General features: G+C 53.8%; 28 protein-coding genes. 16 read left to right on the forward strand and 12 right to left on the reverse strand.

The window, feature by feature from the left end; genetic code table 11:
- Nucleotides 1-2: 2 nt before the first annotated feature.
- From mnmA to dusA, 3 genes are read left to right on the forward strand one after another with little or no spacing between them, the layout of a single operon-like run.
- Nucleotides 3-1,100, forward strand: coding sequence for a tRNA 2-thiouridine(34) synthase MnmA (gene mnmA, locus MT343_RS09835; protein WP_145468626.1), 1,098 nt, complete (start codon nucleotides 3-5; stop codon nucleotides 1,098-1,100).
- On the forward strand, nucleotides 1,097-1,747 hold the full coding sequence (gene hflD, locus MT343_RS09840; RefSeq protein WP_145468624.1) for a high frequency lysogenization protein HflD: 651 nt from the start codon (nucleotides 1,097-1,099) through the stop codon (nucleotides 1,745-1,747). The genes mnmA and hflD overlap by 4 nt, the downstream gene beginning before the upstream one ends.
- Nucleotides 1,744-2,739: a tRNA dihydrouridine(20/20a) synthase DusA gene (gene dusA, locus MT343_RS09845; protein WP_145468622.1), complete on the forward strand. Its 996-nt coding sequence runs from the start codon at nucleotides 1,744-1,746 to the stop codon at nucleotides 2,737-2,739. Before hflD ends, dusA begins: the two co-directional genes overlap by 4 nt.
- 44 nt (nucleotides 2,740-2,783) lie before the next feature.
- Here the strand turns inward: dusA and MT343_RS09850 are convergent, their stop codons facing one another.
- Entirely contained in the window at nucleotides 2,784-3,122 is a 339-nt protein-coding gene (locus MT343_RS09850) for a rhodanese-like domain-containing protein (protein ID WP_145468620.1), read from the reverse strand.
- A gap of 165 nt (nucleotides 3,123-3,287) precedes the next feature.
- Between MT343_RS09850 and tal the strand changes: the two genes are divergently transcribed.
- Genes tal through MT343_RS09865 form a run of 3 tightly spaced genes read left to right on the forward strand, consistent with a single transcriptional unit; the run spans nucleotide 3,288 to nucleotide 5,526 of the window.
- Complete coding sequence (tal, locus tag MT343_RS09855) at nucleotides 3,288-4,238, forward strand: transaldolase (RefSeq protein WP_145468618.1); 951 nt, start codon at nucleotides 3,288-3,290, stop codon at nucleotides 4,236-4,238.
- Entirely contained in the window at nucleotides 4,235-4,672 is a 438-nt protein-coding gene (locus tag MT343_RS09860) for a tellurite resistance TerB family protein (RefSeq protein WP_145468616.1), read from the forward strand. Before tal ends, MT343_RS09860 begins: the two co-directional genes overlap by 4 nt.
- On the forward strand, nucleotides 4,669-5,526 hold the full coding sequence (locus MT343_RS09865; protein ID WP_145468614.1) for a DNA replication terminus site-binding protein: 858 nt from the start codon (nucleotides 4,669-4,671) through the stop codon (nucleotides 5,524-5,526). The genes MT343_RS09860 and MT343_RS09865 overlap by 4 nt, the downstream gene beginning before the upstream one ends.
- Before the next feature lie 78 nt (nucleotides 5,527-5,604).
- Here MT343_RS09865 and sthA read toward each other — a convergent pair whose 3' ends face one another.
- The 3 genes from sthA to MT343_RS09880 form a co-directional block, all read right to left on the reverse strand.
- Nucleotides 5,605-6,996 carry a Si-specific NAD(P)(+) transhydrogenase gene (sthA, locus tag MT343_RS09870; RefSeq protein WP_145468612.1) on the reverse strand — a complete coding sequence of 464 codons (1,392 nt, stop codon included), beginning with the start codon at nucleotides 6,994-6,996 and terminating at the stop codon, nucleotides 5,605-5,607.
- A gap of 137 nt (nucleotides 6,997-7,133) precedes the next feature.
- The gene (nqrM, locus tag MT343_RS09875; protein ID WP_145468610.1) at nucleotides 7,134-7,367 is read right to left on the reverse strand and encodes a (Na+)-NQR maturation NqrM; all 234 of its coding nucleotides are present in this window, start codon (nucleotides 7,365-7,367) and stop codon (nucleotides 7,134-7,136) included.
- 17 nt (nucleotides 7,368-7,384) lie between these two features.
- Nucleotides 7,385-8,422 carry an FAD:protein FMN transferase gene (locus MT343_RS09880; RefSeq protein ID WP_145468608.1) on the reverse strand — a complete coding sequence of 346 codons (1,038 nt, stop codon included), beginning with the start codon at nucleotides 8,420-8,422 and terminating at the stop codon, nucleotides 7,385-7,387.
- A gap of 217 nt (nucleotides 8,423-8,639) precedes the next feature.
- Here MT343_RS09880 and MT343_RS09885 point away from each other — a divergent pair, with 217 nt between their 5' ends.
- Nucleotides 8,640-8,978 (forward strand): ArsR/SmtB family transcription factor, encoded by a 339-nt coding sequence (locus MT343_RS09885; protein WP_145468606.1) that lies wholly within the window; start codon nucleotides 8,640-8,642, stop codon nucleotides 8,976-8,978.
- Between the two features lie 9 nt (nucleotides 8,979-8,987).
- Here the strand turns inward: MT343_RS09885 and MT343_RS09890 are convergent, their stop codons facing one another.
- Nucleotides 8,988-9,917, reverse strand: a complete 930-nt coding sequence (locus MT343_RS09890) for a DUF4062 domain-containing protein (RefSeq protein ID WP_145468604.1) — start codon at nucleotides 9,915-9,917, stop codon at nucleotides 8,988-8,990.
- A 64-nt stretch (nucleotides 9,918-9,981) separates the two neighbouring features.
- Entirely contained in the window at nucleotides 9,982-10,926 is a 945-nt protein-coding gene (locus tag MT343_RS09895) for an AEC family transporter (protein ID WP_145468602.1), read from the reverse strand.
- A gap of 159 nt (nucleotides 10,927-11,085) precedes the next feature.
- Between MT343_RS09895 and MT343_RS09900 the strand changes: the two genes are divergently transcribed.
- Genes MT343_RS09900 through MT343_RS09910 form a run of 3 tightly spaced genes read left to right on the forward strand, consistent with a single transcriptional unit; the run spans nucleotide 11,086 to nucleotide 13,162 of the window.
- Nucleotides 11,086-11,448 (forward strand): hypothetical protein, encoded by a 363-nt coding sequence (locus MT343_RS09900; protein WP_145468600.1) that lies wholly within the window; start codon nucleotides 11,086-11,088, stop codon nucleotides 11,446-11,448.
- Nucleotides 11,448-12,536, forward strand: a complete 1,089-nt coding sequence (locus MT343_RS09905; RefSeq protein WP_145468598.1) for a class I SAM-dependent methyltransferase — start codon at nucleotides 11,448-11,450, stop codon at nucleotides 12,534-12,536. Before MT343_RS09900 ends, MT343_RS09905 begins: the two co-directional genes overlap by 1 nt.
- Before the next feature lie 8 nt (nucleotides 12,537-12,544).
- Complete coding sequence (locus tag MT343_RS09910; protein WP_145468596.1) at nucleotides 12,545-13,162, forward strand: IMPACT family protein; 618 nt, start codon at nucleotides 12,545-12,547, stop codon at nucleotides 13,160-13,162.
- Nucleotide 13,163: 1 nt separating this feature from the next.
- On the opposite strand, the gene MT343_RS09915 is transcribed toward MT343_RS09910, so the two are convergent.
- Nucleotides 13,164-13,529 carry a hypothetical protein gene (locus MT343_RS09915; RefSeq protein WP_145468594.1) on the reverse strand — a complete coding sequence of 122 codons (366 nt, stop codon included), beginning with the start codon at nucleotides 13,527-13,529 and terminating at the stop codon, nucleotides 13,164-13,166.
- Between the two features lie 447 nt (nucleotides 13,530-13,976).
- Here MT343_RS09915 and MT343_RS09920 point away from each other — a divergent pair, with 447 nt between their 5' ends.
- The 6 genes from MT343_RS09920 (at nucleotide 13,977) to MT343_RS09945 (ending at nucleotide 19,602) form a co-directional block, all read left to right on the forward strand.
- Nucleotides 13,977-15,020 (forward strand): MBL fold metallo-hydrolase, encoded by a 1,044-nt coding sequence (locus MT343_RS09920; RefSeq protein ID WP_145468592.1) that lies wholly within the window; start codon nucleotides 13,977-13,979, stop codon nucleotides 15,018-15,020.
- A complete protein-coding gene (locus MT343_RS09925) occupies nucleotides 15,017-15,535 on the forward strand; it encodes a hypothetical protein (protein ID WP_145468590.1) in 519 nt (172 codons plus the stop codon). Before MT343_RS09920 ends, MT343_RS09925 begins: the two co-directional genes overlap by 4 nt.
- A gap of 72 nt (nucleotides 15,536-15,607) precedes the next feature.
- Nucleotides 15,608-16,153, forward strand: a complete 546-nt coding sequence (locus MT343_RS09930; RefSeq protein ID WP_145468588.1) for a hypothetical protein — start codon at nucleotides 15,608-15,610, stop codon at nucleotides 16,151-16,153.
- 100 nt (nucleotides 16,154-16,253) lie between these two features.
- Nucleotides 16,254-17,588, forward strand: coding sequence for a prephenate-dependent tRNA uridine(34) hydroxylase TrhP (gene trhP, locus MT343_RS09935; RefSeq protein WP_145468585.1), 1,335 nt, complete (start codon nucleotides 16,254-16,256; stop codon nucleotides 17,586-17,588).
- Nucleotides 17,589-17,686: 98 nt separating this feature from the next.
- Entirely contained in the window at nucleotides 17,687-18,988 is a 1,302-nt protein-coding gene (locus tag MT343_RS09940) for an ABC transporter substrate-binding protein (protein ID WP_145468583.1), read from the forward strand.
- Nucleotides 18,985-19,602: an RluA family pseudouridine synthase gene (locus tag MT343_RS09945; protein WP_145468581.1), complete on the forward strand. Its 618-nt coding sequence runs from the start codon at nucleotides 18,985-18,987 to the stop codon at nucleotides 19,600-19,602. Before MT343_RS09940 ends, MT343_RS09945 begins: the two co-directional genes overlap by 4 nt.
- Before the next feature lie 25 nt (nucleotides 19,603-19,627).
- Here the strand turns inward: MT343_RS09945 and MT343_RS09950 are convergent, their stop codons facing one another.
- From MT343_RS09950 to MT343_RS09970, 5 genes are all read right to left on the reverse strand, one after another.
- The gene (locus MT343_RS09950) at nucleotides 19,628-20,353 is read right to left on the reverse strand and encodes a lipoprotein intramolecular transacylase Lit (RefSeq protein WP_145468580.1); all 726 of its coding nucleotides are present in this window, start codon (nucleotides 20,351-20,353) and stop codon (nucleotides 19,628-19,630) included.
- Nucleotides 20,350-21,192, reverse strand: a complete 843-nt coding sequence (locus MT343_RS09955) for an alpha/beta fold hydrolase (protein ID WP_145468578.1) — start codon at nucleotides 21,190-21,192, stop codon at nucleotides 20,350-20,352. The genes MT343_RS09950 and MT343_RS09955 overlap by 4 nt, the downstream gene beginning before the upstream one ends.
- Nucleotides 21,189-21,974, reverse strand: a complete 786-nt coding sequence (locus tag MT343_RS09960; RefSeq protein ID WP_145468576.1) for an alpha/beta fold hydrolase — start codon at nucleotides 21,972-21,974, stop codon at nucleotides 21,189-21,191. The genes MT343_RS09955 and MT343_RS09960 overlap by 4 nt, the downstream gene beginning before the upstream one ends.
- Nucleotides 21,975-22,071: 97 nt before the next feature.
- The gene (gene sixA, locus MT343_RS09965; protein ID WP_145468574.1) at nucleotides 22,072-22,536 is read right to left on the reverse strand and encodes a phosphohistidine phosphatase SixA; all 465 of its coding nucleotides are present in this window, start codon (nucleotides 22,534-22,536) and stop codon (nucleotides 22,072-22,074) included.
- The gene (locus MT343_RS09970) at nucleotides 22,533-22,826 is read right to left on the reverse strand and encodes a DUF4389 domain-containing protein (protein ID WP_186435865.1); all 294 of its coding nucleotides are present in this window, start codon (nucleotides 22,824-22,826) and stop codon (nucleotides 22,533-22,535) included. Before MT343_RS09970 ends, sixA begins: the two co-directional genes overlap by 4 nt.
- Nucleotides 22,827-22,842: the final 16 nt, after the last annotated feature.

The raw sequence follows: 22,842 nt of genomic DNA on the forward strand, positions 1-22,842 counted from the left end.
TCATGAAAACGCCTTCTGAAACCAAAGTCATTGTCGGCATGTCCGGCGGCGTCGACTCCTCTGTTTCCGCTTACCTTCTGCTTGAGCAGGGCTATCAGGTCGAAGGCCTGTTCATGAAGAACTGGGACGAAGACGACGGTACCGAATACTGCACCGCCAAAGAAGATCTGGCCGATGCCCAGCAGGTATGCGACACCCTGGGTATTAAGCTGCATCAGGCCAACTTTGCTGCCGAATACTGGGACAATGTGTTCGAGTATTTCCTCAACGAATACAAAGCCGGCCGTACGCCCAATCCGGACATCCTGTGTAACCGTGAAATCAAGTTCAAAGCCTTCCTTGATTACGCCAAGGTGCTGGGTGCCGATCTGATCGCCACCGGACACTATGTGCGCCGCCTCGATAAAGACGGCCACACTTATCTGCTCAAAGGGCTCGATGGCAATAAAGACCAGAGCTATTTCCTGCATGCCGTCGGTGAAGCCGAAATCCGCCAGACCCTGTTTCCGGTTGGTGAACTGGAAAAACCGGAAGTGCGCCGTATTGCCGAAGAACAAGGGCTGATCACCGCAGGTAAAAAAGATTCCACCGGCATCTGCTTTATCGGCGAGCGCCGTTTCAGCGATTTTCTTAAGCAATATCTGCCGGCCCAGCCCGGCCGCATTGAGACCGACAAAGGTGAAGACATCGGTGCCCACCAGGGCTTGATGTACCACACCTTAGGTCAGCGTCAGGGGCTCGGCATCGGTGGTTTGGCCGGCTATCCGGATGAACCCTGGTTTGTTGCCGGCAAAGATCTGGAACGGAATGTTCTGATCGCCGTTCAGGGCAAAAATCACCCATTACTGTTCAAAGACTGGCTGACCACCGAACAGGTTTTCTGGGTCAATGGCGAACCTGAGCTGCCACTGCGCTGCAGCGCCAAAGTGCGCTACCGTCAGGATGATCAGGCCTGCCTGATCGAACGCGATGGCAACCAGTACCGCATTACCTTTGATCAGCCACAGCGGGCTATTACTCCCGGCCAGTCGGTGGTGTTTTATGTTGGCGAAACCTGCCTCGGTGGCGGGGTTATTGAACAGACCGGTGACAACGAATGATGCTTTCCCGCAATGAAGAGCAAACCATTGCCCTGGCTGCCGTGGTACAGGCTGCGGTGCTGGTTGAACAGCTGGCCCGGACCGGTGACATCCCTGCCGATTCATCGGAGCCATTGTTACGCGCCCTGTTTATTCAGTCACCGCAGCATTTCAGCGATGTTTACGGCAACCCTCATACCAGCCTGAACGTCGGCCTGAACCACCTGGGTACCATGCTCAATCGTTCAATGCAGGGCGTCAGCCCTGACGTTACCCGCTACGCCCTGAGCCTGTTGCACCTGGAGCGCAAGCTGCGTCAGAAACCAGCGATGATGGCCGCGCTGGGCGATGGCATCCAGAGTGCCTCGCGCCAGGCGGATCATTTTTCAGTTGGCCACGAGAACACCGTCGCCGCACTGGCAGGACTGTATAAACAGACGCTGAGCAATCTCAGCTTCCGCATTCACGTCACCGGCAACCCGACACACCTGCAAAATGCCCACACTGCCAACCGCGTACGTGCGCTGCTGCTGGCCGGTATCCGCGGCGCCATTCTCTGGCGTCAGGTTGGCGGCAAACGCTGGCACCTGCTGATAAACCGCAGCCGCTACCTGAAAGCCTGCACCACCCTGCTGCAAAACCCTGCGGATAACGATCGCCAGCCATGACCAGAAAACACATCGACCGAACCTTTACCACCGCACCGATGATGGAATGGTCTGACCGCCATTGCCGTTATTTCTGGCGCCAGCTGACACGCCATGCCGTGCTCTATACCGAAATGGTCACAACCGGCGCGCTAATTCACGGCAACCGCGAACGCTTCCTTGAGTACAGCGAGCTTGAGCATCCTATTGCCCTGCAGCTGGGTGGCAGCAATCCGCAGGCACTGGGCCAGTGCGCGCGCTTTGCCGAAGAATGGGGCTATGACGAAGTTAACCTGAACGTGGGTTGCCCCAGCGACCGGGTGCAGAACAATATGATCGGCGCCTGCCTGATGGCTCACCCGCAGCTGGTGGCCGACTGCGTTAAGGCCATGAAAGACTCAACCAGTATTGATGTCACCGTCAAACACCGTATCGGCATCGATGATCAGGACAGCTATGAACAGCTGCATGATTTTGTCGGCACCGTCGCCGATGCAGGCTGTGAGACCTTTATTGTGCACGCGCGCAAAGCCATTCTGCAGGGCCTGTCGCCGAAGGAAAACCGCGAAATTCCGCCGCTGAAATACGACACCGTATTCCGCCTGAAACAGGAATTTCCGCAGCTGGAGATTCTGATCAACGGCGGCATCACCACCCACGAGCAGATTGAAGAGCTGATGCCCCATGTTGATGGGGTGATGCTTGGTCGTGAGGCTTATCATAACCCGTCGGTTCTGGCCGAAGTGGATCAGCGTTATTACTCCGCGACCTCAGAACACAGCGAAAGCTCAGCTGCCATCGACAAGGCCGCCATCGTGCGCAGCCTCTACCCTTATATCGAACAGCAGCTGAGTAAAGGCGCAACCCTGCACCATATCAGCCGTCATACCCTGGGTCTGTTCAATGGTCAGCCTGGCGCGCGCCTGTATCGTCGCCATCTGAGTGAGCAGGCACCGAAGCGTACCTCAGGTGTTGAAGTGCTTGAACAGGCATTGGCGCTGATGGGTTATTAATCCTCAGCGCCAATTACGGTCACCGACGGCCGGATTTTGACGGCTTACTTAGCCGCCTTTGCTTTCTTATCCATTTCCGCTTTCAGGCGTAGCGCATCACCCAGTCCGCCAACATTGGTCACCCGGGTGTAGCCGAGTTCCAGCAGCGCATCGCGGGCAATGCCTGCCCGGCGGCCGGACTTACAGTACAGGTAGATATCGGCGTCTTTTTCCAGCTTCAGCTTGCCAATCTGCTCCGCCATCTGCTGGTGAGGAATGTGATGCGCAACCCCAACATGCCCGGCATTGAACTCATCGGCGGTGCGCACATCAATCCAGACCGGCTCACCGGCCAGAGCAACCACACTGATCAGCCATAACGCAATGCTGCTGAAAACTTTCATAATCCATCCCCAAGTGTTTGTATTGAAATGCTTTTTTAACAGAGAAAGCTAAGGGCCGCATTGACCTTGTACCGTCATTGCGACACTCTACTCAGTATCCGATCAAACTTCAGCATAGCCCGCCACAGCAAGGCCCTGCTGCCGCAAATAAGGTTTTGGAACCCCATGAGCAAACTGGACGCCCTGAGAGCCATGACCGTTGTCGTTGCCGACACCGGTGATATCGACGCCATCCGCCAGCACAAACCGCAGGATGCCACCACCAACCCGTCACTGATTCTGAAAGCGGCTGAACTGCCGGCCTACCAAGATCTCATCCGTCACTCACTGCAGTGGGCGCAAGGCATCCATAACAGCGACAGCCTGATTGTGAACGCCTGTGACAAAATCGCCGTGGCGATTGGCTGCGAAATTCTGAACATTATCCCCGGCCTGATCTCCACCGAAGTCGACGCCCGTTTATCCTTTGATACCGCCGCAACCGTTGCCAAAGCACGCAAGCTGATTCAGATGTACGCCGATGCCGGCATTGGCCGCGAACGTATTCTGATCAAAATCGCTTCCACCTGGGAAGGCATTCAGGCCGCGCGCATCCTTGAGCAGGAAGGCATTCACTGTAACCTGACCCTGCTGTTCAACTTCAGCCAGGCCGTAGCCTGCGCCGAAGCCGGGGCAACGCTTATTTCTCCGTTCGTCGGCCGTATTCTCGACTGGTACAAAGCCAGCAAGCCGGACGCCGATTTCAGCGGCAAAGCCGATCCGGGTGTTATTTCCGTCAGCCAGATTTACAACCATTACAAAGCACACGGCTACAAGACGGTGGTAATGGGTGCCAGCTTCCGCAACACCGGCGAAGTGGAAGCACTGGCCGGTTGCGACAAGCTGACCATCAGCCCGGAGCTTCTGGCCCAGCTCAGCAGCTCTGCTGGCGATCTGCCGCAACAGCTGAACCCGGCGCAAGCCCACTCTGACATCGCCAAACACAGCGTCTGCGAAGCGCAGTTCCGCTGGGCGATGAATGAAGATGCCATGGCCACCGAAAAACTGGCCGACGGCATCCGCCGCTTTGCCGCGGATCAGCAATTACTTGAACAACGCCTGAGTCAGTTACTGTGATTGAACGCCTGCTGAGCCTGTTTCGTGACGAACAAAAGCGTCCGGAACCCCACCACATCAATCTGGCCTGTGCAGCGCTGCTGGCCGAAGTCATGCGCGCTGATCACAGCATCGATGCAGAGGAAGAACAGGCACTGGCTTTGGTGCTGAAAAACCTGTTTAACCTGAGCAGCAGCGAGTGCAGCGAACTGCTGCAGGATGCTCTGCAGCGGGTGGAAATATCCAGCGACCTGTTTCAGTTTACTGCGGTCATCAATCAGCAACTGGATGCCGCAGCCAAGTTCCGGCTGATGACCGGGCTGTGGCAGGTTGCCTACAGCAGCAACGGGCTGGATAAATACGAAGAGCACATTATCCGCCGCATCGCAGAACTGCTGTACGTTCCTCACAGCGAGTTTATCCGTGCCAAACTGGAAGCCCGAGATTCTCAGTGATCAGCGATCTGACCAGCGAATTTGATGCCCTAGTGGCTGCATTACAGACACTGCGCCAGCAATTACAGGACGCCCGCCCCACTCTCTGGATTCCGCTTAATCCCGGCGAGCAGAAAGCAACCAGCCAGCTGCAGTTTCTGACCGATATTATCTGTGACCTGTGGTATCGCGATGGTCAGGATGGCCGCGAAACCCGCAGCCGCCACGGCTTAGTCATGGCCAATGCAGAAATTGCAGAACAAATCCGGGCCATCAATCTGCAGAAAGACCGTTTCCGCAAAGCCGTGCAGCAGGTGCGTCAGGAATTGGACAATAATGACTGGCTGGAACATTACAGCCAGCTTGGCCAGCGCCACGATTCTCTGCGTGAATCCCTGACCTTTGCCGGCCTTAAACGCATCCATTTAAAACAGTGTTTCCGTCATATTCCGCTGCTTGAACATTGCCCGCAAAAAGTCGGCTTCAGCTGGTACGTCAACGGCCGCAGCATTAAAAAAATCAGTGTTCAGCAGGCGCAGGAAAAACTGCTGGAGCTGGGAGAAGAAAAAACACATATCCAGGTGCAGCTGAACAAACTAGCGCAGTTACCGGCTCACCTGCAACTGGCACAGATACAAACCCTGGCACCCGTAGTGCGGGCTAATCTGGTATTTAAACCGGAGTCAGGCCTGAGCAGAAAAGCCATGAATCTGGCGCTGCCATTATTTATCACAGGCTCCGCCGCACAACTGCCGGCGTTTAACGAAATACCACCCGAACCACCAAGCGGACGCACCCGCCAGCAACGTGGCGATCAGAAAATCAGCGCCGAAGCATTTTTGCCCAGCCTGCGCATTCATACTTATCAGGCATAAAACCCGGGCAATAAAAACATAGCAATAAAAAAGCCGCTTTTGCGGCTTTTTTATTGCTATGAACATGCATCTGAACACTTACAGGCGGTTCAGACCATTCAGCGCAGCAACCCGGTAAGCTTCTGCCATGGTCGGATAGTTAAAGGTGGTGTTCACAAAATATTTCAGTGAATTCCCTTCGCCTTTCTGACTCATAATCGCCTGACCGATGTGCACAATTTCAGCCGCCTGGTCACCAAAGCAATGAATGCCAAGAATTTCCAGCGTCTGGCGATGGAATAATATTTTCAGCATACCAACGCCTTCGGCGGTGATTTGTGCGCGGGCCAGATTTTTGAAGAAGGCCTGCCCTACCTCGTACGGGATTTTTTCTTCCGTCAGCTGACGTTCAGTTTTACCGACCGAGCTGATTTCCGGAATGGTATAAATCCCGGTTGGAACCGAATCAACAAAACGGAAATCTTCCGGTGAAGCAATAATGGCTGCAGCTGCACGCCCCTGATCGTAGGCTGCAGAAGCCAGCGATGGCCAGCCAATCACATCACCCACCGCATAGACATTAGAAATGGCCGTGCGGTATTCATGATCGACATCAATCTGACCGCGGCCATTTGGTTTCAGGCCGATATTTTCCAGCCCCAGCCCTTTGGTATTACCGCTGCGCCCCGCTGCCCATAGAAAGGCATCTGCTTTTACCTTTTTACCGGATGCCATCACCATCGTCACATAACGCTCATTGCCTTCGACCGAATCGAATTGCTCGTTGTGACGGATTAATGCACCTTTATCACGCAGGTGATAACTGAGGGCATCTGAAATTTCATCATCAAGGAAATTCAGCAGACGATCACCCGGGTGAATTAAGTCTACCTTCACACCCAGACCGGAAAAAATAGAGGCATATTCGCAGCCAATAACCCCGGCGCCATAAATAATAATGGTGCGCGGCGTGTGTTCCAGCTGCAGGATGGTGTCTGAGTCGTAAATACGCGGATGGGTAAAATCAATATTATCCGGACGCCATGGGCTGGAACCGGTGGCAATAACAATTTCCTGTGCATGCAAACGGGTATTGCTCATGCTGCCATGGTAAACATCAATGGTATTGGCGTCGGCAAATTTTGCGTTACCGGTGTACACGCTGATGCGGTTACGCCCGTAAAATTCAGTGCGCAGCTTTACCTGTTTAGCAATTACACGCTCAGCATTTTTTAATACCCGCGGGAAAGAAAACCAGCGCGGCTCGCCAATCTCCCGGAACATCGGATTGGTGTTGAACTGAATGATTTGTTTAACAGCATGACGCAACGCTTTTGAAGGAATTGTGCCCCAGTGGGTACAGTTTCCGCCGACCATGCTTTTATCCTCGACGACCGCCACCTTTTTGCCTTTTTTGGCGGCGTTCATTGCGGCACCTTCCCCGGCGGGGCCTGCACCTATAACAACGACGTCGTAGTGATAATCTGCCATGCCTGTTTACTCCATCATTCCGTCGGATTTCCGCAGAATAGACTGCGGTTTAAAGTGTGCGACAGGCCGTATGTTGAGGCCTGTCGCAGCTATCATAGACAGCTGTTATTGTAGGTGAAAATACCTATTCCGCATGATTAGCGCTTAGTCGCATCATAAAAATCTGCGCCAGAGGACTGCTCAGCAGCCTCTTTACTTTCTTTTTCGCATTTATTCTTGTCGCCACCGCAAACATCACAGGCGCCATCCATACCGATAGCACTCATGCCGCCACAGGAACCACTGATCGGCTTGCGGCCAACTAATACACCAATGGCCATTGCTGCAACGATCAGCAGCATAACGGCAAACGCAACCAACATTGTTAACATAATCAGATCCTCGTAAGTCAGTGTTCAGCTGACTGATAATGTGGAAACAGCTGACGAAAACGACTGGAAGCCAGTTCATAAAAGCCATCATCAGCGCGCACAATCATAAAAACAGCCAGTTGCTCCTGCTCGGCCAGTTGCATGCCGACATCCGGGCCTGCAACATTTAAAGCGGTTGCCCAGCCATCCGCCATACCGGCTGATTCATGGACAACGGTTACCGACGCCAGACGATGGACAATCGGACGACCGGTAAAAGGATTGATGGTGTGAGAATAGCGCACACCATTTTCTTCAAAATAATTGCGGTAATCACCGGACGTTGCGACCGCCATCTCACCAGGCTCAATCACCAGTTCTACGCCGCGTACATCGGGCATACTGCCCGGGCGCTCTACCGCAATGCGCCAGAGAGAACCATCCGGCTTCACACCTGAGGTATGCACCTCGCCTCCCACTTCAACCATAAAACGTGAGATGCCCTGAGTACGCAAAAGATCCGCCAGTTCGTCTACCGCCCAGCCTTTGGCAATAGCTGACAAGTCGATATACAGGGGTTTTTGCAGCCGGACCGCTGATGTTGCGGCATTCAGTTCAATGGCTTCCGGCCCGGTTTGCGCCAGCGCCGCAGCAATAGCAGCATCCGAAGGCACCTCATCAGTGGCCGGAGTCGGGCCAAATCCCCAGAGATTCACCAAAGGGCCAACGGTAACATCAAACAGCCCACGACTTTTCGTATGAATTTCCGCAGCGTCAGTGAGGACTGCAAAGAGGTCTTCAGATAATACTGTCCAGCCGCCGTCAGACACAGGCAAACGCCCCTGATTCAGCTTAGATAACTCGGAGTCCGGGTCGTAAGTTGACATGCTGCGGTTAATATCAGCCAGGCGTTGATCGATCTGCGCCTGAATATCGGCTGCAGCGTTCTGGTCCTGCCCGACCCAGAGAATATGATAGGACGTCCCCATGGTCGGTCCACTGATACGGATGACATCATCCGCTGGTTGAGAACACCCGGCCAGAAACACCAAAAGCAAAATAACAAAATTACGCATAACAGTTCCCATAAAGGCTGGCGGCAGTATACCTATTGTTGCCGTGGCTTGCATGACACCCGAATGGAAAATACCTTTCTCAGCGGCAGCCGGCCGACCGGCAACTAATAACAAAACAGAATATCCATAGAAATAATCATTACACAGGATGACTACATAATTATATTCTCAGTGCAGCAGTTGATTTAAAATCCGCGTACATACCGGAGAGAGCTATATGCAAGAAGTAATGTCTGATGAAATGCTGGAACTGATCGCCCAGCGCTTCCGACTGCTGTCGGACCCAATGCGCCTGCGAATCCTGCACCAGCTGCAGGGGGGAGAAAAATCCGTCAGCGAGCTGGTTGAGGCGACCGGTGCGTCACAACCTAATGTATCCAAGCACCTTTCAACTCTCCGTACCCACGGCCTGGTTCGCCGTCGCCAGGAAGGCAATATGGCTTACTTCAGTATCGGGGCACCGTTCATTTTTGATGTGTGCAATACCGTCTGCGACAGCATGAAAAGTGAATGGGAGCAGCGTAACTCCCTGCTTGGCCAGTTCAATAACGCCTGAAACCACCTCTCAGGCTTTGGCGACATCCGCCAGAGCCTTCCACAATGCCCGCACACCTTCGCCACTGACCGTCACAAACCCCAGGCTCTGCCATTGACGCAAAATCTGCTGGAACTGCCCGCGACTGATACGGATATCATCCACTGCATGCGCCTGAGTGTTACGCTTTAACAGCTGTGATTTCACCGTTCCGGCCACGACGCCCTCCAGTTGCGCGCGTAAACGATCTTCACTGGCACCGCTTTTCAGCAGCGGCATCACGCCCTGCAGCAACTGATCCAGCCGCACCGGCAGCAACACCTCTTCCTGCGACAGATTTCCTCCCTGATAGACCTTGGCAGCAATCTGCAGATTCACCACCTGACGGCTGCGGGCAAGACGCTGGCGTGCTGACAATGGCTCCGCCGTCTCTTTTGCAGGTTCAGCGGCGATAGGCATCTCTGCCACTTTCCCCGCTCCGGCAGGCACCCAGCCCGGACCAAGAACCAGCATGGAACTGGACAGAGAAGCCCGCACATGGGACATCAGCTCTTCGCGCAGGTGCCACAGTTTGTAGGGTGACTGCTGAGCCACAATCCGATGAAAACCGGCAAGACGACGCTGATCTTCAGTCAGATTCTTTTCCGGCAGAGTATTTTTAATAAAAGCCAGGGTTGGCTTATTCAGCGATTTGGCATGAACAAATTCACGATGCAGATAGCTGATACCTGTCGGTGCCATCGGGCCGTAATCGTCACCCAGCAACAGAATAAACAGGTCTGCGCTTTCAATTTGCGAGCGCACCAGATTCCAGTCATAAGGGCCGGCATCTTCACGACAGGCAAAGCCGACATTGACCATACCGTGACGGGCAAGCTGCCTTTGTACTTCATAACGTTCCAGATCCAGACCCTGAGAATTTGAGGCCAGATAGACCAGATAGCGTTTATCTACAGGCATTGAGCTCACCGACAGCGATTCCCTTTTATTTGGCAAAGCAATTTGAATTGTTTTCTGACGTCAACTATACCAGCGGCAAAAGACTGAGGACATAGACAAATCCACTGACCGTCAGCACAGAGCCAATTGTTGTCAATGCAATGGCATTAGCCGTCAATTCCGCATCCGCCCCCATACTTCTGGCCATCACGAATGCCGCAGCGGCAGTTGGGCTGGCAAACATCAGACAGATAACACCCAGCTCAACGCCTCGAAAGCCACACATCCATGCCGCCACTGCAATAATAACAGGCACGACCAGCAATTTAAGAGTAACGATATGCAACACGACGGCACTGCCACGTCGCAACGCGGCAAAACTAAGCGACCCACCGACTCCGATTAATGCCAGAGGCAATGTCATCGCCGCCAGAGAGTTACCGACCCGCAACGCAACCTCCGGCAGAGGCCACTGCAACGCACTGAATGGCACAGCCAGGACAATGGCGATGATCAGGGGATTCGACAGGATAAGACGCAACTGAGCCAGCCAGCGAACCTGTTGCTGCCGGGTAAGAAAAAATACAGCCAGCAGATTGTACACCGGGGTAATCACCGCCAGCAGCAAGGCACCTAACACACCGCCTTCCTCACCATAAGCATTAATACAGAGCGCCAGACCGATGATGCCGAGGTTGCTGCGAAACGACGCCTGAATAAAAGCCCCGCGTTGCGGCACAGACAACATAAGCGCCCCGGCCCACAAAGCAGACAGCAGCGCTCCCAGCAGTGCCGCCGACAGAACAAAACCAATCAGGGGTAAATGCTGCCCGGCGCCGCTGTCCGAACGGGCAACAGCCATAAACATCAGAACCGGCAGCGTAATATTGAAAACCAGCTTTGATGACGTGGCAATGAACGCATCATCAATCACGTTACGCCGCCGCAGCAGTAATCCGAGCAAAACAAGGATAAAAATAGGGAGAGTTGTTTCCAGCGTAAACAGCAACGACTGCCAGTACATATCCATTCCGGTTACCGTCAATAATGGTCTGATGTCCGCAGCGTATGCAGACAATCAGCGAGCGGAGCGCCACCTTACGCTTTACACGAAAAAAGTAAATCCGCATTACAACCCCTCACGGACTGCGCTAAAATGGCGGGCTACGCACCTCGCAGCATAATTCCGATGACCCGCATTAAGAAAACCCGCTCCCTGAAGCGCATCCACAAAGTAAAGACCGGCAGCATTTCCAAACTGAAGCGCGAAGCTGGTGCAGACCGTCAGAACACCAAACGCCTTAAAGGCCGTAAAACGCTGTCTGTATTTGAAAAATATCTGCTTGAAAATCCGGAAGCCAAAGAAGCGCTGACCCAGCCAGCGGCTGGTGCCGAACGACCTGTCACCAAAGGCGCTGACAAGAAAAAAGACGACAAAGCCAAAAAACAAAGCAATGAATCCTCCGTTGCGGAAAAAGCAGAAGAACGCACCGAGCGCAGCAAAACCCTGCTTGAGCAGCTCGACAGCAAAGATTTTGACAATTTCTACTGATGCCAGTCTGGGAAAACACCGGACTGACACTGTCCTGTCATCCGCTCGTACCTGATCATATCGCCCTGCCCTGGGATGCTGCAGACGATTATCTGCTGACCCGGATTGAGCCACTCAAAACCCTGACGATCAACGACCGGCATGGTGCACTGAGCTGTGCACTGGCTGCTCGCGGCATGGACGGCATCAACTGGCATGACAGCGCCTGCGCCTGCGAAGCAACCCGCCGCAATCACCACAACAACCAGCTCCCTCTGGCGAACGCTCAACTGATTCTGGATGAAGACCAGATCCCGTCGACAGTACGCCAGGTTCTGATCAAACTGCCGAAAAACCTTGAACAGCTGAAATACTGGCTGCAGTGCTGTCGCGAGCGCCTGCCAGCAGACACCCGCTACCTGCTGGCCGGCATGGTGAAACATATGCCGGTCAGCTGGCTTAACTGGCTGGAACAGGAAGCCGCAACCTACCGTCAGGAAAGAGTCGTCAGAAAGGCGCGCCTGCTTGAACTGACCTTCGCACCGGCCGTAAAAAAAGCCGATATCTGGCGCGGCTATCAGACCGCTACCGGCCTGACACTTTCCGGCCTGCCCGGCGTGTTTTCCCGTCAACAGCATGATATTGGCAGCCGGGTTTTACTGCAGCACACCGACTTACCCTTTGCCGGGCGCCTGTGCGACCTGGGTTGCGGCAATGGTCTGCTGGGCCTGACGCTGAAACAGGCGCATCCGGAACTCGACGTCATTCTCACCGATGACTCCTGGCTGGCGGTGTGTTCCGTCCGCCACAATGCTATTCAGAACAAGCTGGATGTATCCCTGAATCATGGCGACATTCTCGCCGGCATTGAAGAGCCTCTGGACTGGATTGTTTGCAACCCACCATTCCACGATGGTCATAAGCAGCTCACCAATATTGCCGAGCGCATGTTTGAGCAAAGCGCAGCAGCTCTGGTATCAGGTGGCCATTTACTGGTGATTGCCAACCGCCACCTCCCTTACGCAGGTAAACTGCGCAAGGAATTCCACACAGTTGAGGTTTTGTCTTCCGACAGCCGCTTCTCGGTTTACCTTTGCCAGAAACGCTGATTCCGCACATGCAGCAACCATTGATCAGTCTGCAGGCCGAAACTGAAGAAAAGCGCAGCCGTTTTATCAGCCTGCTTATTCCTGTTACTTCCGAAGAGTCCGTACGCAACCGCCTGGCTACCGAGTGGCAGGCACATCCGAAAGCCAGCCACATATGCTGGGCTTTCCGTGTGCAGCCGACGCCTGCCAATGCGGGTGGCAACCTTCAATTGCAGGAAGGCTATAGTGATGATGGCGAACCATCCGGCACCGCAGGCATGCCCATTCTTAAACAATTACGGCATGGAAACCTGATAAATTGTGCCCTGCTGGTCATACGCTATTACGGCGGCACCAAGCTCGGCACCGGCGGACTGCAGCGTGCTTACAGCCGCAGTGCACAGGACGTTCTGGCACAACTGAACGAAGAGAGTTGCGAACATATTATTCCCCGCCAGCGTCTACGTATCGCCTGTGATTTTGCCGAAGAGGCCCATATCAGATATCTGGCCGAACGCTATGACGGTGTACTGCAAAACACACAATATGATAAGCAGGGGGTCATTCTGGAAGTGGATATTAAAGAGGGGGATGATCGTTTAAGGCAGGACGTCCTTGTCCGGGCAGGCGTATATATCAAAGAATAATTCAGGCCAGACGGCTTTTGCGGGCAGAGCGGGCCTGGTCAATATCAAATACCGGATTGGGTGTTAAATGCTCGGATATAAGGCGATATGCGTTTTGCTCAAGCTCACCAAAACGAACCGTTACCACGCTCAGCGTCTGTGAGGCGCGGCGAACAGAATAAACACTGCCATTACCATTTATTGTACATTCGCCGGCATAACTGCGAACCGTTAACTCAAGCTCAAGGCTCTTATAGCGCCCGGCTTCGTCACGCAGACGTTCCATTTCACACAATTGCAATTCACATTGAAAACCCAGCGGGGTTATCTCAATAATATTGCCTCGCACTAATATGTCGTCTTTTTCTTTTAATAATACGGTTGCCATGCCAATACACACCTGCCAGCTGTACACAAAACAGACAATAGCCTATATACATTTTTATGCCAAGCTCACAAAAACGTGAATGCGTAATGCCCTGTAATGAATTGCATACACATCGCTAATCTTTGTGCTTTGACGCCAAACATATAACGCTGATCGTCCATCATTAACCCTGATTTATACAATATTCACAAATATCTTCGCGATAACGTGACCTACTGCTCATTTATCCGGAAATCCTCTGTATTAGCGAATAACTTAACCAGCCTGACAATAACGGCGAATTACCGTAATGGCGTAATATGGCCAAATCATATCCACCGTTAAATACCATTTCCTTATTCGCGGGTCTCCGACCCATAAGCGACAAGTAAGTTCAATTCCCCCTTACCTCCTGCGGTCGTCAAGGCTACAATTCCGCCCTTCATTCCCTGACCTGACATAACAACAATGACAAAAAAACATTCTCATCTGCTGATGCTGATCTCAGCCATCCTTATTCTGCTATCCGGTTGCTCCAGCAAGCTGCACATTCCAACCTACGCTGATGCACCAGCAACCGCCCCAGCCGCCATGCAGCATCCGCTGAGCATTCAGTATCTGGGCGTTGGCGGCCACCTGATCAAATACGATGACGTCACTCTGTTGACAGCACCTTCTTTTACCAACCCGCACTTTATGCGCGTCGGCCCTTTTATGCCGATCAGCACCGATAAAGAGCGTGTCGACCAATACCTGCCGGATGTGTCCGATGCCGAAATGATTCTGGTGGGTCATGCTCACTATGATCACCTGATGGACGTTCCTTACATCATGAGTCAGTACGCCACCAAGGCAGATGTCTATGGTTCCCGCACTATGGCCAATACGCTGATGCCTGCAGTACCTGCCGAGCGGATTCATGTGATGAACGATCTTATGGGCAACATCAGCAAACCCGGCGAATGGGTATACAGCCATAGCGGGCGTATCCGCATCATGGCGCTGGAGTCTTTTCATGCCCCCCACTTTATGGGCATGAAGTTTATGCAGGGTACCTATGATGAGCCGCAGGAATCACTGCCATGGCATGCCTTTGGCTGGAAAGAAGGTCAGACGCTGGCCTTCCTGATCGATTTTCTTGATCAGAATAAAGAGCCCGCTTACCGTATTTTTTATCAGGATTCAGCCAGTCAGGAACCACTGGGTCTGGTGCCAGAACTGGATGATCAGAAAGACATCGACATCGCGATTCTTTGTCCGGCGTCATTCTCTCAGGTTGATAACTACCCTGAGTCCATCGTGAAAAACACCCAAGCCAAACATTTTATTCTGGGCCACTGGGAAGACTTTTTTGCCAACGACCTCAGTGGCGAGCAGCGCTTTGTCCGCAACACCAATCAGGATGAATTTATTGAGCGGTTAAATGCCGTCCTGCCTGCCGGCAGCGACTGGACCTTGCCTGCTTTATTCAGCATTCAATACTTTGCCCCCGAAGGAGCATCTGCACAGTGACCACCACTCCGATTCAGCGCGCCAGTCTGTGCGCCGCTATTGCCAGCATCAACCTGCCACATATCCATTTCTGGTGTGAGCAGCAAAACGGCGATCCGGAAGCCTACCGCAAGCTGTTGAGCAAAGTGCTGTCCTACCTGCGCGGCGAGCTGAAATCGGAAGCCAACCTGCTGCGCTTTCACGAGGCCTTTTCCGAGTGGCGTCTGGCACAGAACGAAGAAGACTCGCTCTCCTATCGCATTCTGGAAGCCAGCTGCGCCGCCCTGTACAGTGCCACCGAAACCCTGTTCGACGCCGAATGTGACGATCTTGAGCTGCTGCGCCAGAGCCTGAGCGCTATTTACGATGAAATGGACGAACTGGGCGCCGAAACGGGTGATCTGCGCGAATACTGGCAGAGCCTGCAGTCAGAATGGCGCGACATGATCACCGACAGCAGCCGCATTCCGCTGCCTAAAGCCTATTTCGCATGGCTGAAAGAAGCGGATGTCAGCCTGTTCGGACTGGCTGATTAAAGCAGGATGCTGCCTGCGGGCTTTCAGGATAAACTGCCCGGAAGCCCGCGCACTAACGACCAAGGAACTGTTATGAGAAAGATGCCTTCAGCCCTCAAAGCATTCACGCTGAGCCTGACACTGCTTGCCAGTACACTGAGCTATGCCTCGCCAGCCTCAATGGAAACCCTGCGCCTGCGCGATCAGCATGACACCCCTATTAAGATGTCTGCCAACGTGCGCTTTGTCATCTTTGCCCACGACATGCCAGGCAAAGATCTGGTGAAAGAGATGCTGGCCAAAGCCGGCGAAAACTACCTGACCGAACATCACGTCGTGTTTGTTGCCGATGTCAGTGGCATGCCGCGCATCATCGCCCGAATGTTCGCCTACCCCGCCATGCGCAAGGCGCCTTATCAGATTCTGATTGACGAAGTCGGCAGTCGTACCAGCGACTGGGAACGTCAGGACTCAGCCGTTACCCTGTTCCGCCTGCAGGAATTTGCCGTTACCGGCTACGAGTTTATTGATACTCCGGAAGCTCTGAACGAAGCCATTAACCGTGCCGCAGAAGCGGTTACAGAAGCGCCGCAAACACCGACCGAAGAGAGCGACACGGAAACACCGGCCGGCGAATAGATCCAGCGCAAGTTTCGCGCAGCTTTTGCCCGGCCCGGGCTGCAGAGCTTTCCGCCAGCCTGATATAATGCCCGGATTTTCTATCCGGGCATTTGTTTTTATGACACCTGAATTACTTTCCCCCGCCGGCACCGTCCGCAACATGGAATACGCCTTTGCCTATGGCGCCGATGCCGTTTACGCCGGCCAGCCGCGTTACAGCCTGCGCGTGCGCAACAACGATTTCACCCTCGACAATCTGGCCTATGGCATCGGCCGTGCTCACGAGCTGGGTAAACAGTTTTACGTCGCCAGCAACATCGCGCCACACAACAGTAAAATCGACACTTATATGCGCGATATTGAGCCGGTGATCGGTATGAACCCGGACGCACTGATCATGTCCGATCCGGGCCTGATCATGATGGTCAAAGACCGCTGGCCGGATCAGGTGATTCACCTGTCGGTGCAGGCCAACGTGGTGAACTACGCCTCGGTTGAATTCTGGCGCCGCCAGGGCGTAAGCCGCATCATTCTGTCGCGCGAGCTGTCTCTGGAAGAAATTGCTGAAATCCGCCAGCGCTGCCCGGAAATGGAAATCGAAGTGTTCGTCCACGGCGCACTGTGCATTGCCTATTCCGGACGCTGCCTGCTGTCTGGCTATATGAACCACCGCGATCCGAATCAGGGTACCTGCACCAACGCCTGCCGCTGGAAGTACGATGCTCACGAAGCGCAGGAAACCCTGTCCGGTGATGTAATCCCGGCCGGTGTAAACGAATTTGACCCGACACTGGGGATTGGTCAGCCATCTGATAAGATTTTCCTGCTGCAGGAAGGCAATCGCGATAACGAATACATGCCAGCCTTCGAAGACGAGCATGGCACTTACATCATGAATTCAAAGGATCTGCGCGCCATCCAGCATATCGAAAAGCTGGTGGAGCTGGGTGTGCACTCGCTCAAAATTGAAGGCCGCACCAAATCACACTACTACGTAGCGCGCACCGCCCAGGCCTACCGCAAGGCAATCGACGATGCCGTTGCCGGTCGCCGCTTTGATAAAAACCTCATGGACACCCTGGAAAACATGTCCAACCGTGGTTACACCGAAGGCTTCTTCCGTCGCCATGTACATGACGAATACCAGAATTATGAGCGTGGCAGTTCACTCAGTACCCGTCAGCAATTTGTTGCTGAAGTCGTTGCCAGCGACGATAAAGAACTGACGCTTGACGTTAAAAACCGTTTCGAAAGTGGCGATTCAATGGAATTGATGACCCCCGCAGGCAACATCAGCTTTACCCTGAACAGCATTCTCGACCGTAACAATAAGCCGCGCGATGATGCCCCCGGTTCTGGTTTTGTTGTCAAAATCCCCCGTCCTCAGGGCGTCTGCACAGAAGATCTGAGCAAAGCGCTGCTGATCCGCAATCTGCCGGAATTAACCGCCTGAATCAGGGTCAAACTGCGCTAGGGCTTCTCTGTCAGAGAAGCCTTCTCTATAGTTCACCTGAGTAAACTCACGGATAAACAACAAAAAACGGGGACGTTATGAAATACGCGCTGCAATCTGTGCTGTTTGTCGCCTGCCTGCTGTTCGGACTGACCGTACAGGCCGCAGACGATGCACCACGAATCACGGTCGAGACCACGGCCAAAGCCATGACCGATCGTCTGATCAGTGACCGGGAATTAGTCCAGAATCAGGAGAACTACGTTGAACAACTGGTCGATGAGCTGCTGTTGCCAGTGGTCGACCACGTTTATATGGCCAAGCGTGTTCTGGGTAAATACTGGAAACGGGCATCCATGGAGCAGCAAAAGACCTTTACCATCGCCTTTAAAGAGAAAGTCATCCGCACTTATGCCGGTGCTTTCCGCGCCTTTGACGGCCAGACCATTTTATTTGAAGACTCCCGCCTGAATGACGAAGGCAACCAGGCCATTGTTAAAAGCCAGATTCAGCGGGTTGGCGCACCACCGATCCGGGTCGACTACAAACTTTATCTGAAGCAGAAGCAATGGCAGGTATTTGACGTCATTATCGAAGGAGTCAGCCTGACCAAGAGCTTCCGTGATCAGGTATCCCTGAGCATCGAACAGGATGGCCTGGCACAGGCTATTTCAAAGCTGGCCGATGAATACAAGAGTGCCGCCCCAACGGTAAAGCTGGGGGCACGCGCGTGGGGACCTTATCTGGGCAGTAACCTGCCCGGTTTTGGTCTTGCAGCCGATATTGTAACGACTGCATTCGCGCGTGCCGGCTATCAGGTCGAACTGGTGTTTGCTCCGGCCCTGAAGATCGAAGAAAACACCAGCGCAGGTCAGCTGCAGGGAGAAATTGCCGCCTGGCAACCTCAGCAAGCGTCAGCCACACAGCTTTATTCCGTCCCTTATCTGGAGAATACCCTGGTATTTATCAAGCGCGACGACGATCCCTTTGACTATGCCAGTCCGGATATGCTTAAGCAGCACCTGACAAACAAAGGCTACCGTCTCGGAGTTTTCAATGGTGTCGATTATGGTCAGGCGTTCAGCCAGATAGCCCCTCTGTTTCATCTGCAGAAGCTGGATTATTGCTCCCAGCTGTTCCGCGAAGTGGCCAACAAATCCATTGACCTGGCCCTGGTTGATTCCTGGATGGCGGATATTGAGCTGAACAGCAAGGAACATATTGCCAATCACCTGCAGAGAGTCGCTACGCCTTTGGCGAGCCGCGAGCTGCGTGTTAGTATCGCGCGCTCTGCAACCGGGGCCGAAGCCCTGATTCAGGCATTCAATACCGGGCTGGAACGCATTAAAGCCGACGGTACATACCAATCTTTGCTGAAAAAACACAACTACCCACAATGACCCCCCTTGATATCATTCTGGCCGATGACGACATCATCATTCTGAACAAGCCCGCCGGTCTGCTGAGCGTCCCCGGACGCTACATACCCGAATCGGCCTTCTCTCTGCTGGCTGAGCAGTTCGGCGAACTGCATGTGATCCACCGCCTCGACCGCGATACATCAGGGATTATTGTTTTCGCCCGCCATAAGGCCGCGCTTACCCATGTGCAGCAACAGTTCGAAAAGCAGAAAACCCGCAAAGTGTATGAAAGCCTGGTAATCGGCCAGCTGAAAGGCAACTGGGGCTGCGTTAATCTGCCGATTTGCGTGGACTGGCCCAACCGCCCACTGCAGAAAATCAGCCACGTTAATGGCCGCTATGCCCTGACCCGCTGGAAACGACTGGCACAGGATGAAGAAACAACCCGGGTGGAAATGTATCCGAAAACCGGACGCTCCCATCAGCTGCGCCTGCATATGCTGAATCTGGGCCATCCGATTGTCGGCGACGTGTTCTACGCCGGTGAAAGTGCCAAAGAGCAGCCGCGTATGATGCTGCACGCCCGTGAGCTGGATTTCACCCATCCGGGCAGCGGCGAAGCGTTGCAGATTGTTTGCCCGACGCCGTTCTGACGCCGGACCTTATCAGCAACTCCGCTCAGGCAGGTACAGCCCCTGAGCGGAACCTCAGAAGCCAGCACAGCAATAACACAAACAGTGCAAAAAACAGCACCCCGCCAGCAATAATCGCCAGAGCAATGCCGCCGAACAGCACAGGCGCTTTCATCAGTGTGCTCATCAACGAATCCTGATAATAAAAAAACCACTGATGATTATCGGGAAAAATCCACACATGCAGCTGATAGAAAACCTCTTTGGGGCCAACAATCAGCACTACAGCCCCGGCCATCAGCAAAGTACCCAGCAGCCAGAACAGCTGCTGCTTCCAAAGCGGTGCTGTACCCCGCCATAGCAAGCCAGCCAGCATCAATAATGTGACAAAAGCAATCAGCAGCGATGCGCTGTACAGCACATCAATCAGGTTAGCCACATCCTGCAGATGAATTATTTCCGCCCGGTGCAGCAGACCCACGGCCTGACCATTATGCTCAAACTGAATGTCCGCCAGCCCCTCACCATGCCGGTGTACCGCAATACTGATGTCATCAAACAGACGTACATGCTCTTCTTTGTCCAGAAGCTCCAGCCCCGATATATAGCGGTTTTTCGGGCCGAAGCGCTCAATATGGGCGCCGATGCTGTACCAGTCATACCAGAAGCCATAGCTGTAATTCTGCTTGGCCTGTACCAGCCAGCCCAGCGCCAGGCAGCTGATAAATCCACCCAGTAAGGTCAGAAACCACAGCCCCTGAATTCTCTTCATGCCAGATCCTGCCAGAAACGGTTAATCCGGGCTGCCAGAGCGGTCACCGTGGATTCCTCCAAATGGAAATGATGGTGTCCCGGAAATTCTTCTAGTGTGGCCCCTGGCAGGTGCTTAATACGCAGATCAAACATCGCACGCGGAATCAGCCCCTGTTCGGCACGCAACACCAGAGCAGGCATATTCATCGCAGCCATAAAGGCTTCGATCTGCGGTTCGGTCAGGCGCACCTTTGAGATCGCCCGCAGGCGCCCATCGGTACGCCAGCCGACACCGCCTTCCAGTGATTGCAGGTTACGCTCGACAACCGGCCAGATGCACTCCGGACTCAACTCCGGGTTCTGCCGCACTCTGGCGGCCAATGCGTCCTCAGCACCGGCATGCACCTTCAGCGTTGTGGTTTTTACCGGCGCCGTAATGGCTTTAGCCAGCTGCTCCGGCGCCTGAGCTGGCGGCGTAGTCAGCGGCCCCAGCGCGTCCAGAGCGACATAAGAAGCGATCCTGTCAGGAAAAGCACCAGCCAGCAGCATACCCGCTGCCGAGCCCATTGAATGCCCCAGCAGGTGTACAGGCTCATCCACGGACAGCAACAGATCGTATAAAGCTTCCAGCGAAGACCAGATGGCATAATCGGCACCTTCGCCCAGCCAGTCGGAATGGCCGTGTCCCGGTAAATCCGGGGCAAGAACACAGACGTCCCGCAGCAGTGGCGCCAGCCGCGAAAAGGTTGCGGCATTGTCCAGCCAGCCATGCAAAGCCAGCACTTTAGGCTTTACCTGCTCCCCCCACTGCAATCCACGCAAAGTACCAAAGCGGCACCGCCATTCAATGGATGTCATGCCAGCAACTCTCCTAATAACTGATGAATCACCGCCGCCGTCCGCTCCGGACGTTCCAGTGGAAACATATGACTGCCCGGTAGCCAGCGCACTTTCATACCGAGGCGGCTTTGCATGTAAGCGCCATTAAGACGGCGGAATACTTTGCTGTGCTCACCGCCGAGCGCAGCGCCAGGAACCTGAAGTCCGGAACGGATACGCAGGTTATGCGGCACCGTGCGGTAAATCTTCATTTCAATATCCGGATCAAAACGCAGAGCGACGCCATTCGCTGTCGGCTCAGTTCCGCTTTGCACATAATCCTTCAGGCAACGCTCATCGAAATAGCGCAACAACGACTTGCCGCGGAAGTACTCAATGGCATCCTCTTGCGAAGCCCACTCACTGCGCCGTCCTTCTGTTCGTCCGGCCGGTGTGACTTTATCAACCAGTCCCAGGCGTTTAACCAGTCGCAGGCCATTGGCCTCCAGCGGTGACAATGCCGGAGAGTCCAGCATGATCAGGGCTTTTACCAGATCAGGACGTTTTACTGCCACCATCAGACTCAGCAGCCCTCCGAGCGAGTGCCCCACGGCAATCACAGGTTGCCTGTAATGATGCTCAAAATAGTGAATCAGCTCGGCTTCCAGATGGCGCCAATTATCGGTGACCGGGTAATCCGGATTGTGTCCGATTCGATCGATGCTGCGTACATCGTAATGGGCCGACAGCGCTTCGAATAACACCCGATAGGTGCCAGCCGGAAAACCATTGGCATGAGAAAAATGGAGAATATCTTTCATAAACGCGCGCAATAAAAAAACGCAACGCTATAACCATGCGGGAAACAACACAAGGGGGAATGCGGCCGTTATCGGAGCTTAACGGCCACAATACATTTCACAGTCCGTCGAGCACCGGGTACCAGACAGCATCGACACTCATACAAGCGGCGGCAGCAAGATCCCCCTGCAGAATCCAGCATTCAGCCGGCGACCAGGGCTGATCATACAGCTGGCCATCAACCAGCATGGCAGCCAGATGACCGACCAGGGGTAAATGCGACACCAGAATCAGATCCTGCTCCTGGGCGGAAAGATCATTCAGCAACTGCTGAACATCACCGTCCGGCACCAGATGCGGCATGGTTTCAACCGCCAATCCCAGACTCCCGGCAATGGCCTGTGCCGTTTGCTGTGCACGCAGAAAAGGGCTGGCAAGAATGCGGGGATTGTTAAAGGTTTGTTGTGCCAGCCAGCGGCCGGCACCTGCGGCCTGACCGGCACCCCTGTCAGTCAGGCCGCGATTCTGATCCTGAACAGCCCCACTGACCGCAGAACCATGACGAACAATACAGATTTTCACTCGGCAGAAGCCTTCTCTTTACTGTTAGGCCAGTCCTGAAACGGAAAAGGCTTTTCATCGCTGGCGCCAGTCAGGTAGTGAATAATCTGCTTCACATACTCTCCCAGTGCCTGGCCAAACTCCGTCAGTGACGCATTCGGCTCGCCGGATACCAGACGGAACACCCACTGCACCAGAGTAATCAGCAGCAAAACCAGATCCAGCACACGGTAAACGATGAAAAATCCGATGATATAGAGCGTTTTTAACCAGAACGCATCGGATGTGACATTTTCTTTAAAATCGTTCATTTCTGACCTCATGAAT

The sequence above is a fragment of the Venatorbacter sp. C2-1 genome, from assembly GCF_022832715.1.
In the GTDB taxonomy this organism is placed as follows: Bacteria; Pseudomonadota; Gammaproteobacteria; order Pseudomonadales; family Oceanobacteraceae; genus Venatoribacter; species Venatoribacter alkanivorans.